Below are 10947 nucleotides of genomic sequence, written 5' to 3'. Positions count from 1 at the left end.
CCTAAGGGGGTGTCCACATGGCGAGTCCCGCTGACGTCGACGATACGTCGCGTGATACGGATCGCGCAGTATGGCGCGTCCTGTCGGCCGTGCGCGCCTTCAGCGACGCCATGGATCGCATGTACAGCGGCATGAAGGGCGACATGGACATGAACGCCACCGACCTTGCCGCCCTGCGCATGCTCATCATCCGCGAACAGCGGGGACAGGACGTCAGTCCGCACGACATCGCGCGGCACCTGCGGATCTCCACTGCCTCCACGACGAAGCTGGTGGACCGTCTCGAGGACTCGGGGCATGTCGTGCGCAAGCCGCATCCGGTGGATCGTCGCGCGAGGCTCATCTCGTTGACGGACAAGTCTCGCACCGACTTCACGCATCACTTCCGCGACAGCATCGACGCGATGCGGGATGTGGCGTTCGACTACTCTCCGGCGGAGCTGGCCGTGATCGCCGACTTCATCGAGCGTCTCTCGGTCGGCATCGACCCCGACGCCTGAGAGGTATACGCATGACGCTTCTTTCGTGCCGAAGACGCGCTGCCCGCCTGCTGGCCGTCGTCTGCGGCCTTGCCTTGGCATCTGTGGCCACCGGGTGTGCATCGGATGTGGCCATGACTCCGCAGGAGTCACGCGACAGGCTCGTCACCCTGATCAGCGACACGGCCGCTCTGCTCTCGCCAGAGGGGTGGGACACATCGGGTGCTCCGATTGGGTCATGCTCGAGTGGGTCGAGGAGAGGCGTGAGCGCATCCTGGGGTCTGTGGCGCGAGCCTCTGTCCGACCATCTCGCTGACGCTCAGAGTGTCGCGGACTTCTGGGAGTCGGAAGGTCTCGACGTCCAGGTCCAGAGCGAGCCGCGGATCGTTGTCTACGGGCGAGGGCCCGACATCAACGCGGTCTCCTTCTCGACAGAGCCTGGCTTGTACGCCATCGACGGGTCTTCTCTCTGCGTCCCGGGGACTCCCGATGACATCTCGAACCGGGGCGCAACTGGATGAACCCGCCGCTGACCGGGGCTTCCCGGGCAAAGCAGAAGGCCCGGATCCGAGGATCCGGGCCTTCTTTTTGTTGCGGGGACAGGATTTGAACCTGCGACCTCTGGGTTATGAGCCCAGCGAGCTACCGAACTGCTCCACCCCGCGGCACAAGAGATAACACTAGCACGCGTTCGAGCAGTGCGCGAATCGAGGCGGTTGCCGTGGCCCGTCTGCGCCACGAGGATGGGGGAGTGTCCGCCGTTCTCTCCCTCGCCGTCGCGCAGTTCGCGCCGATAGCCGACCGCGCCGCCAACCTGGATCGGATCCGCCTCCTCGCGGCGCACGCCGCCGCCCGCGGCGCCCGGGTCCTGGTGCTTCCGGAATACAGCAGCTTCTTCGTCGACCCCTTCGACGCGTCGCTGCGCCACAACGCCGAGCCGGGGCTCGACGGACCCTTCGTGCGGGGTCTGCGCGACATCGCGCAGCGGGAAGACCTCACCCTCGTGGCGGGTCTGGTCGAGGCGGCGGATGCGGACCGCGTGCACAACACCGTCGTCGCCGTCGACGCCTCGGGTGTCCTCGCCAGCTACCGCAAGCAACATCTCTACGACGCCTTCGGGCAGCAGGAGTCGGACTGGGTCGCTCCCGGGGATCTCGATGAGCCGCAGACCTTCACCGTCGACGGCGTCGTCTTCGGCATCATGACCTGCTACGACCTGCGCTTCCCCGAGGCCGCGCGCCGCATCGTCGATGCCGGCGCGCACGTCATCCTCGTGCCGGCCGAGTGGGTGCGCGGTCCGCTGAAGGAGCAGCAGTGGCAGACCCTGTTGGCGGCGCGCGCGATCGAGAGCACGGCGTTCGTCGCCGCGGCGGACCACCCCGCGCCCGTCGGCGTCGGCCATTCCGTCATCCTCGACCCGCAGGGCGTCGTGCTCGCCGGCCTCGCCACAGGGGAAGGGCTTACGGTCGCGTCGATCGACCTCGAAGAGCTGGCCCGCATCCGCGCCGTCAATCCGGCGCTGCAGCTGCGGCGCTACCGCGTGGTCCCTCGCTGAGTCAGGCCAGCACCGTCAGGCGGTGCATGGCCTCGGCGATGACCTCCGGGCGCTTGCAGGCCGCGAACCGCACGAGGCTCGCGTACTCGTGCCGCCGCCCCCGCGCGGCGAAGGCCGTCAGCGGGATCGCCACGACCCCGGCCTCTTGCGGGAGGCTGCGGCAGAACTCGTGCGCGTCGCTCACGCCGAGCGGGGCCGCATCCGCCACCGTGAAGTAGGAGCCACCGGCGCGGAACGGAGAGAACCCCGCTGCGCTGAGGCCGTCGTGCAGCGTGTCGCGCTTGTCCTGCAGCCGGGCGCCGACGTTCGCGAAGAAGGCGTCGTCCATGCGCAGTCCCGCAGCGACGGCTGGCTGGAACGGGGCACCGTTGACGTACGTGAGGAACTGCTTGACCGTGAGCACGGCGTCGATGAGGGATGCGGGCCCCGTCGCCCACCCGATCTTCCATCCCGTCACCGAGAACGTCTTGCCCGCGGAGGAGATCGAGATCGTGCGTTCGGCGGCGCCCGGCAACGTCGCGATGGGAACGTGGCGCCGCCCGTCGAAGACCAGATGCTCGTACACCTCGTCGGTCACGATGATCGCGTCGTGCCGATGCGCGAGCCGCACGATCTCCGCACGCACCTCGTCGGCGAAGACGACTCCCGTGGGGTTGTGGGGATCGTTGAGCAGGATGACGCGGGTGCGGTCGGTGACGGCGGCGGCGAGCCGGTCGAGGTCCGGCTGGAAGTCGGGCCAGCGCAGGGGGACGGTCACGAGTGCGGCGCCGGCCAGCGCCACGTCCGCCGCGTACGCGTCGTAGTGGGGCTCGAAGACGACCACCTCGTCGCCGGGGCCCACGAGCGCGAGGAGGGTCGCCGCGAGCGCTTCGGTCGCCCCCGCGGTGACGAGCACCTCGCGATCCGGATCGATGCGCAGCCCGTAGAACCGCGCCTGGTGTTCGGCGATCGCGAGGCGGAGATCCGCCGTGCCGCGACCGGGCGGGTACTGGTTGACACCCGTCGCGATCGCCTCTCGCGCGATCTCGAGGAGCTCGGCCGGGCCGTCCTCATCGGGGAAGCCCTGGCCCAGGTTGATGGCACCCGTTTCGGCCGCGAGCGCGCTCATCTCTGCGAAGATCGTAGGGGCGGGGGTGCCGTCAGAGCCCAGGAGTCCGGCGCCCGCAGCCACCCGTTGCCAGGGCGCGTTCTGGTTTCGCATTCAGCACACGTTAGTCCCATAGGGCTGTCCCAAGGCTGGCATAGGAAAACCACAGAGACGACGGTCACAGTGAAGATCGCCTGTCAGAAGGAGCAACCATGAGTGACAACCAGGGCTCCCGCCCCGAATCCGAAGACTCTGTGTCCGAACCCGTCGCGCCCGCCGCATCGCCGCAGCCGGCCCCCGCGTCCGATGTGCCGACGACCCCGCCGGCCGCGGCTGCACCTGCGGCACCGGCCATGCCGCCGCGCCCGCCCTACCCCGCCTCGTACCCGAAGGCGCCTGCCGGCTACGGCGCCCCCGGAGCCGGCGCAGCCGCGACGGGCCAGGCGTTCGGCCCCGGCGCCCAGACCGCGCCGACGCTGCCGCTCGGCGGCCCTGCGCCGTCCGCGCCGGCGCCGACGCGCAAGAAGTCCACCGCCGGCCGCACCGTCGGTCTGCTCGTCGCCGCGGCTCTCGTCGGCGGCGCCGCCGGCGTCGGCGGAACCTACGCCGGGATCAGCATGTGGGGTCAGACGCAGACGACGGCGGCCAGCAGCCCCACCGTCGTGACGGTCAACGACACCCAGAAGGTCAACAACGTCACCGCCGTGGCCGCCAAGGTCCTGCCCAGTGTCGTCACGATCTCGGCCACCGCGAGCAACGGCGGGGGCACGGGCAGCGGTGTCATCCTCTCCGCGGACGGCTACGTGCTCACCAACACGCACGTCGTGACGCTGGACGGCGCCACGGCCGACCCGACCCTTTCCGTCACGACCTCCGACGGCAAGGTCTACCGGGCCACGGTCGTGGGCACCGACCCGACGTATGACCTCGCTGTCATCAAGCTGACGGACGCATCCGGGCTGACCCCGATCGACTTCGCCGACTCGAGCAAGCTCAACGTCGGAGACCAGGCGATCGCGCTCGGCGCCCCCCTGGGCCTCGACAACACGGTCACCACCGGCATCGTCAGCGCCCTGAACCGCTCCATCGAGATCGCCTCCTCGGCGGCGCCCGACGACTCTTCCACCAACGAGGACGGCGGTCAGGGCCAGCAGGAGAGCCCGTTCCAGTTCGACTTCGGACAGGGGCAGCAGCAACAGCAGCAGTCCCCGAACGCCACGATCAAGATCGCGGTCATCCAGACGGATGCGGCGATCAACCCGGGCAACTCGGGTGGTGCGCTGGTGGACTCCGACGGCAAGCTCATCGGTATCAACGTGGCCATCGCGTCCTCCGGCGGCAGCTCCTCGGGCGGTCAGTCGGGCAACATCGGCGTCGGCTTCTCCATCCCCGCGAACATCGCCCAGCGTGTGGCGGACGAGATCATCAAGGACGGCAGCGCCACGCACGGGCTGCTGGGCGCGACCGTCGCCGACGCCGCCTCGCAGAAGAACGCCACGATCCAGGGCGCCTATATCCAGGACGTGTCCTCGGGAGGCGCAGCCGCCGGTGCGGGGCTGCGCTCGGGAGACATCGTCACGGAGTTCAACGGGGTTCCCGTCACCAACGCGATCGATCTCACCGCCCAGGTGCGTGCGGCCGCCGGCGGCTCCGAGGCCACGCTGAGCTACGTCCGCGACGGCAAGACCGAGACGGCCAAGCTCACGCTGGGCACTCTGGAGTAACCACACCGCTCCGACGGTTCGGACGCCACCTCGCGATAGGCTCGCGAGGTGGCGTCCTTCTCGTTCGGCGACGGCAATGCGAAGAAGCTCCTCGCCATCCCCTTCTATGCGGCCGGACGCGCCCTCACGCTGCTCGTGCCGCGGGCGCGGGGGAGTTGGGTGTTCGGATCGGCGGCGGGAGTCGCCGACGGCGGCCTCGCTCTCTGGAACGAGACGGTCGCGCGCGGCCACCGCGCCGTTTGGCTGATCCGCACCGATGCGCAGGCGCGGGATGCAGCATCTCGAGGCATCCCGCATGTCCGGGCCGATTCGCTGCGCGGACTCTGGCTCACGGCGCGCGCCGAGGTCGTCGTCGTCACGCACGGCTTCGGCGACGTCAACCGCTACGCCGTGTCCGGGTCGTACCTCGTTCAGCTGTGGCACGGCATCCCGCTCAAGCGCATCGGCATCGACTCTCCCGAGACCCTGCGGAGCTCCTTCCTCCCGTCATCCCGACTGGTACGGCGTCTGCTCGCACTCATGTACCGCAGCGCGACACGTCGGATCCGCCTCCTGCCGGCCGCATCCCACCTCGTGCGGGGTCGCCTCGAGTCGGCGTTCTCGCTCGATGACTCGCGCGTGCCCGTCGTCGGAGAGCCGCGGGTCGACGTGCTGTCGCGGGGGACTGCGGCGGAACGTCGGGAGAGCGCTCGCCGGCAGCTCGACGCACTGCTGGGTCCGCTCGCCGACGACCGGCTGGTGCTCTACGCCCCCACGTGGCGCGACGGCGACGAGGACCCGGCGATCCCCACGGCCGCCGACTGGGAGCGGATCACCTCCCTGCTCGACGAGCACAGCGCGCGACTGATCGTCCGCCCGCATCCGTTGGGCGCCGGAGAGTACGCGCCCCCCGAGGGGACGCAGCGCGTCCACCTGCTCGGCAGTGAGCGTCTGGCCGATGTCACGCCGGTACTTCCGGGCATGGATCTGCTCGTCACCGACTACTCCTCGCTGGCCTACGATTCCTCGCTCGTGCCGTTGCCGGTCGTCTACTTCGCCCCGGACGTCGACGACTACGCCCGTCGTCGCGGCTTCTACGGCACGTATGCCGACGTCGCAGGATCGGATGTCGCCGTCGACTGGGGGGAGACGCTCACACAGATCGCGGCCGTGTTCTCGGACGACGACGAGCGCCGGGCGCGGCTGGAACGCGCTCGGCGACTGGATGCGGCGGTGCACGCGCACCGCGACGGCCGTAACGCTGAGCGTGTCTACCGGTCGATCATGGCCGCCATCGGTGGCAACGAGCCTCGTAAGGAGATCGCATGACCACGGCGGAGTGGATCACCGGGAGCGCGCCGGCGCTCGTCCTGCGGGGAACCGGCGCCCGGCCCGAGAGCGTCGAGCTGATCGGCGCCCGTGCGCGGGTGGCGGCCACGCTCACGGGCCGAGGGAAGACGTGGACGGCGACGCTCACGCTCTCCGCCTCCCGCTGGGGCGGGCCGGTGCTTCCGCTGCCGAGCGGACGTTACCGCGTGCACGTGGAGCGCGCAGACTCCGAGGAGCCGACCGATGCTCCCGAGCCCCTCGCCCTCGCGCAGCTGGGGCCGGTGCGCGCGACGCTGACCGGATGGGAGCTCGAGGTCGGGCCGCCCGTGGACCCTGCATACGACGCCGGAGAAGCGCAGGAAGCGCTCGAACGACGCTACGTGACGGGGCGCGAGCCCTTGGAGGAAGCCGTCTTCTTCGAGAGCTTCTACGGACGAAACGCCAGTTGCAATCCGCTCGCGATCGACCGGGTGCTCAGCGAGCGGCTGCCCGGCCTCGTACGGTACTGGAGCGTCGTCGACCTCTCCGTCGAGGTGCCCGAGGGGGCGATCCCCGTCGTCGAGGGGAGTCCGGACTGGTGGCGGGCCCGCGCGGTCTCGCGCCTGCTGGTGGTCAACGACTGGTTGCGTCGCCGGTATGTGCGCAGGACGGGACAGCACGTCGTCCAGACCTGGCACGGGACTCCCTTGAAACGGCTGGCGCTTCATCGTCCCGGCTTCGACCCGCGGCGCGCGGTCGCCGTCATGCGCGAATCGCTCCGATGGAATGTGCTGCTGGCGCAGAACCCGTATGCGGCATCGATCCTGCGCCGGGCTTATGCGTTTCTGCGCCGACCGATCTGGGTCGAGGGATACCCGCGCAATGACGTGCTGCGCACGGGGGATGCGGCGGCGGTGCGCGGGCGCCTCGGTATCGGCGAGCACGAACACGTCATCCTCTACGCGCCGACCTGGCGTGACGACCGTGAGCAGATCGTGGACTTCCTGGATGCCGAGAAACTCGCGGCCGACACGGGCGCGGTGGTGCTGGTGCGCGGTCACTCGCGCACACTGTTGCCCGGCACGGACGCCCAGGGCGCACGGGTCGTCGACGTGACGGGCTTCCCCGACACCGCCCAGCTGCTGCTGGCCGCCGATGCGCTGGTGACGGACTACTCGTCGGTGATGTTCGACTTCACCGTCACCGGCAAGCCGGTGTTCTTCTTCGTGCCGGATCTCGAGGACTACCGGGGACGCCTCCGAGGGTTCTACTTCGATCTCGCCGAGCGCGCGCCCGGGCCGCTCGTGCGTACGCAGGGGGACTTGACCGTGGCCATGACGCAGGACGCTGCGGCCTATGCCGACCGGTACGCCGCGTGGCAGCGCGCGTTCAATGCGCGCGATGACGGCCACGCGGCAGAGCGGGTGGTCGCCCGCATCCTGGATCAGGGGCTGATCGGCGGCTGAGTCAGGGCAGCGGTGTGTTGCGTGATCCGAGCCGCGAGGTGTCGACGGTGTCGCGCGCACCGCGCACGAGTCCCTGGATGAACCCGGCACCCCACGCGAGGTGCATCGAGGGGAGGACGCCCATCGTCCAGAGCTTGTCACGCCATCCCTTGCCGCCGCCGGGGCCGAGCGCGACGCCGACGACGAGGACGGCATAGGCGACCACGGGCAGGTAGACGGCGCTCGCGACGAGGGCCGTGACGCCCGAGAGGAGACCGGTGAGCTGCAACACACCGGTCACGACGGCGAGGGTCACGCAGGCCACGAGCACCGGCGGCGCGAAGAAGCGGAGCGAGTTGCGGCGGCCGTAGCGGCGCACCAACTCGCCGCGCCAGGCACCGGTGGCCCGGAACTGGCGCACCAGTCGTTGCCAGCTCTCGCGCGGCCAGTACGTCACGCGCAAAGCGGGATCGAACCAGACGCGGTAACCCGCGCGGCGGATGCGGAGGTTCAACTCCCAGTCCTCGCCGCGGCGCAGCGACTCGTCGAATCCGCCGACCTCGTCGACGACGACGCGGCGCATGACGCCGAGATAGGCGGACTCGGCCGCGCTCTCGCGCCGCCCGCCGTGATACGCCCCGCCGCCGAGACCGAAAGGGGAGTTGTAAGCGCGGGCGACGGCGCGCTGAAAGGGCGTGCGGCCGTCGGCCTGCATCACACCGCCGACGTTCGCGGCACGCACGCGCGCGAGCGTCTCGAGAGCCCGCGCCGTGTAACCCGGGGCCAGCTCGGAATGCGCGTCGACGCGCACGATGGTCGGAAGGGTGCTGCCGGCGATCGCCAGATTCAGACCTGTCGGGATGTCGGCGTCCGGGTTGCGGACGAGCAGGATGCGGTCGTCTTCGGCGGCGAGACGCTCGGCGATCTCGTCGGTGCCGTCGGAGGACGGGCCCAGCGCCAGCACGAGCTCCATGGGGCCGGGAGTCTGCTGGGCGAGCACACTCCGCACGGCGCGTTCCAGATATCGCGCCTCATTGAGCACGGGCATGACGAAGGACACGCCTGCCCCGGCGCCGGGAACCGGGGCGTCACGATGGCCCCCCGCGTCGACATGCATCCGACGATCATCCCATGCGTGCGCTGGTTAGGCTGGAAGGATGGGCCTGGCATCAGACATCCGCAAGGCGCGGGGACTTCTCCGGAAGGTCCTCGACAACCGCTCCGCCGTCCGCGAGGTGCGCGCGATGCGCACCCCGTTGCCCGTCGGTCACTTCCGCATCGGCGTCTACTTCGCCGACGGTGCCGTCAACCTCTACCAGATGCGTCAGTGGTACAAGCCGCTCCAGAAGCTCGCCGACACCTGGCCGGTGCTTGTGCTCAGCCGCAACGCGACCTCGGCCGCGGCGATCATGGCAGAGAGCGAGCTTCCCGTCGCCTTCGTGCCGACCGTGCGCGACCTCGAGAAGGTCGTGGCCGCGCAGGGGCTGCGCATCGTGCTGTACGTGAACCAGAACACCCGGAACTTCCAGATGTTCCGCTACGGGCACCGCTGGCACGTGTTCATCAACCACGGCGAGTCCGACAAGATGTACATGACCACGAACCAGTTCAAGGCGTACGACTACGCCCTGATCGCGGGGGATGCGGCCCGCCAGCGTCTGGGACGCGTGCTCTGGAACTACGATCTCGACGCTCGCACGATCGAGATCGGACGCCCGCAAGCCGACCACTACTCCGGGGTGCTGCCCTACACGCCGGACGATCGTACGGTCGTGCTCTACGCGCCGACGTGGGAGGGCGATCGACCCTCGGCGTTCTACGGATCCATCGCCAGCCACGGAGAGGCGCTGGCTGCGGCCGTCCTCGGCTCCGCGCGCCATCGCCTCATCTACCGGCCGCATCCGCGCAGTGGCGTGGTGGATCACGAGTACCTGGCCGCGCATCGACGCATCGTCGCCGCGATCGGCGCGGCGAACGCCGCCGACCCCGCCGCTCAGCATGTGTACGACGACGGGCCGGAACTCGGCTGGCAGCTGGCCGCCTCCGACGTCGCCGTGGTCGACATCTCCGCCATGGTCTACGACCGCCTCGCCGCCGACAAGCCGCTGCTCGTCACGCGTCCGGTCGACGAGCGCGCCGCGGTCGACACGAGCGGTTATCTCTCGGCGTGCGAGTGGCTGGATGCCGCCGACGCCCCCCGCATCCTCGACGAGGTCGATCGCCTGGTCGGCGACCCGGACGCCGTCGCGCGCCTGGCCTACTGGGTGGACCACTATTTCGGCGACACCTCGCCGGGGGCTCCGACCGCACGCTTTCACGCCGCGATCGAACGCCTGATGGACGAGTGGGAGCAGTGGCACGCACGAGCAGGCGGTGACGCGGACGACGCCGCGGCACAGGCGGAGCTCGACTCGAACGCCGGCCGTGAAGAAGCCTCCTGAGACGAAACGCTGCTACTTGCGCCGTGCCGAGCCGAGCGCCTTCGCCGCGTCCCGCGTACGCCGGGTAGCGGATCCCGCGGCGTGGGCCACGAGCCCGCCCGCGCGCGCGAGACCCCGCCCCGCGAGTCGCTCGATCGGGGCCGCGCCCGGGCGGGGCTCGAGTTCCTCGGGCAGATCGATGGGCGGCATCCCGAACGCGCGTCGAGACGTGGTGATCACGCGGCGCCCGAGCAGATGGTTGCCGGCGCCGCCTACCGCCGCACCCACGCCGAACGGCAGCGCCTTGCCGACGAACGAGGCGCCGCCGCGCGCGGCGAACCGGTGCAGGAACGAGGTCTTCAGTCGGTCGACGAGCGGGCCGAGCGCAGCGCGGGGGAGCGTCGTTGTGATCAACTCGCCCCAGTAGCTGCTGCGCGAGGGGCCCTTGCCGCCGGCCTGACGGGCGAGCTGGGTGACCAGGTCGATCCCCTCCTGGCCGAGCAGCAGCGTCAGAACGAGGGCCCGGGCACGGTCGGGGTTCTCGACCGGGAGGCCGTGCACCTCGGCGACCGACTGCGCGAACAATGTCGTCGTCTCCAGGAAGCCGAGAGTCTCCACGCCGCTCAGCGCCAACGTGACCCCCGTCCCGATGCCGGGCACCACGGCTGTCGCGCCGACGGCGGCCCCGCCGGTGGTCACCGCCGCGAGATACCGGCGCTCCAGCATCCGGACGATCTCGACCGTCGTAGCGCGAGGGTGACGTACCCGGATGCTGCGCAGATGCGCAAGCACCACCGGGCGCTGAACAGCGAGCACGCGGTCGAGGGCGCGCACGGTGAACGTGTGCTCACTCGAGCCCGCAGGTGGGATCCCGCCCTGCCACGGCGATTCGTCCGGCAGGCTGTGGATGCGATGGACCTTATCCGGCATCCTGCGATGCTAAGCGGCCC

The 10947-nt window shown here is 70.1% G+C and carries 10 protein-coding genes and 1 tRNA gene; 7 read left to right on the top strand and 4 right to left on the bottom strand.

Annotated features, from left to right (window positions below):
- Positions 1–17: 17 nt before the first annotated feature.
- Together ACYVJS_RS14325 and ACYVJS_RS14320 are read left to right on the top strand one after the other, a co-directional pair.
- Positions 18–500 (top strand): MarR family winged helix-turn-helix transcriptional regulator, encoded by a 483-nt coding sequence (locus ACYVJS_RS14325; protein WP_460740545.1) that lies wholly within the window; start codon positions 18–20, stop codon positions 498–500.
- A gap of 242 nt (positions 501–742) precedes the next feature.
- Positions 743–1000: a hypothetical protein gene (locus tag ACYVJS_RS14320; RefSeq protein ID WP_460740544.1), complete on the top strand. Its 258-nt coding sequence runs from the start codon at positions 743–745 to the stop codon at positions 998–1000.
- A 70-nt stretch (positions 1001–1070) separates the two neighbouring features.
- Here ACYVJS_RS14320 and ACYVJS_RS14315 read toward each other — a convergent pair.
- Positions 1071–1144: transfer RNA gene (locus ACYVJS_RS14315), tRNA-Met, on the bottom strand.
- A gap of 86 nt (positions 1145–1230) precedes the next feature.
- Here ACYVJS_RS14315 and ACYVJS_RS14310 point away from each other — a divergent pair.
- Complete coding sequence (locus ACYVJS_RS14310; RefSeq protein WP_460740543.1) at positions 1231–2034, top strand: carbon-nitrogen hydrolase family protein; 804 nt, start codon at positions 1231–1233, stop codon at positions 2032–2034.
- 1 nt (position 2035) lies between these two features.
- Here the strand turns inward: ACYVJS_RS14310 and ACYVJS_RS14305 are convergent, their stop codons facing one another.
- The gene (locus ACYVJS_RS14305; RefSeq protein ID WP_460740542.1) at positions 2036–3235 is read right to left on the bottom strand and encodes a pyridoxal phosphate-dependent aminotransferase; all 1200 of its coding nucleotides are present in this window, start codon (positions 3233–3235) and stop codon (positions 2036–2038) included.
- A gap of 98 nt (positions 3236–3333) precedes the next feature.
- Between ACYVJS_RS14305 and ACYVJS_RS14300 the strand changes: the two genes are divergently transcribed.
- Genes ACYVJS_RS14300 through ACYVJS_RS14290 form a run of 3 tightly spaced genes read left to right on the top strand, consistent with a single transcriptional unit; the run spans position 3334 to position 7598 of the window.
- On the top strand, positions 3334–4845 hold the full coding sequence (locus tag ACYVJS_RS14300; protein WP_460740541.1) for a S1C family serine protease: 1512 nt from the start codon (positions 3334–3336) through the stop codon (positions 4843–4845).
- A 48-nt stretch (positions 4846–4893) separates the two neighbouring features.
- Positions 4894–6153, top strand: a complete 1260-nt coding sequence (locus tag ACYVJS_RS14295) for a CDP-glycerol glycerophosphotransferase family protein (protein WP_460740540.1) — start codon at positions 4894–4896, stop codon at positions 6151–6153.
- Positions 6150–7598 carry a CDP-glycerol glycerophosphotransferase family protein gene (locus ACYVJS_RS14290; RefSeq protein WP_460740539.1) on the top strand — a complete coding sequence of 483 codons (1449 nt, stop codon included), beginning with the start codon at positions 6150–6152 and terminating at the stop codon, positions 7596–7598. The genes ACYVJS_RS14295 and ACYVJS_RS14290 overlap by 4 nt, the downstream gene beginning before the upstream one ends.
- Position 7599: 1 nt before the next feature.
- Here the strand turns inward: ACYVJS_RS14290 and ACYVJS_RS14285 are convergent, their stop codons facing one another.
- Positions 7600–8694, bottom strand: coding sequence for a glycosyltransferase family 2 protein (locus ACYVJS_RS14285; protein WP_460740538.1), 1095 nt, complete (start codon positions 8692–8694; stop codon positions 7600–7602).
- A 40-nt stretch (positions 8695–8734) separates the two neighbouring features.
- Between ACYVJS_RS14285 and ACYVJS_RS14280 the strand changes: the two genes are divergently transcribed.
- Positions 8735–10018, top strand: a complete 1284-nt coding sequence (locus tag ACYVJS_RS14280) for a CDP-glycerol glycerophosphotransferase family protein (RefSeq protein ID WP_460740537.1) — start codon at positions 8735–8737, stop codon at positions 10016–10018.
- Positions 10019–10030: 12 nt separating this feature from the next.
- Here ACYVJS_RS14280 and ACYVJS_RS14275 read toward each other — a convergent pair whose 3' ends face one another.
- Entirely contained in the window at positions 10031–10927 is an 897-nt protein-coding gene (locus ACYVJS_RS14275) for a hypothetical protein (protein WP_460740536.1), read from the bottom strand.
- Positions 10928–10947: the final 20 nt, after the last annotated feature.

It is taken from the genome of Microbacterium neimengense, from assembly GCF_054782995.1.
This window is presented reverse-complemented; position numbering and strand designations above follow the sequence as displayed.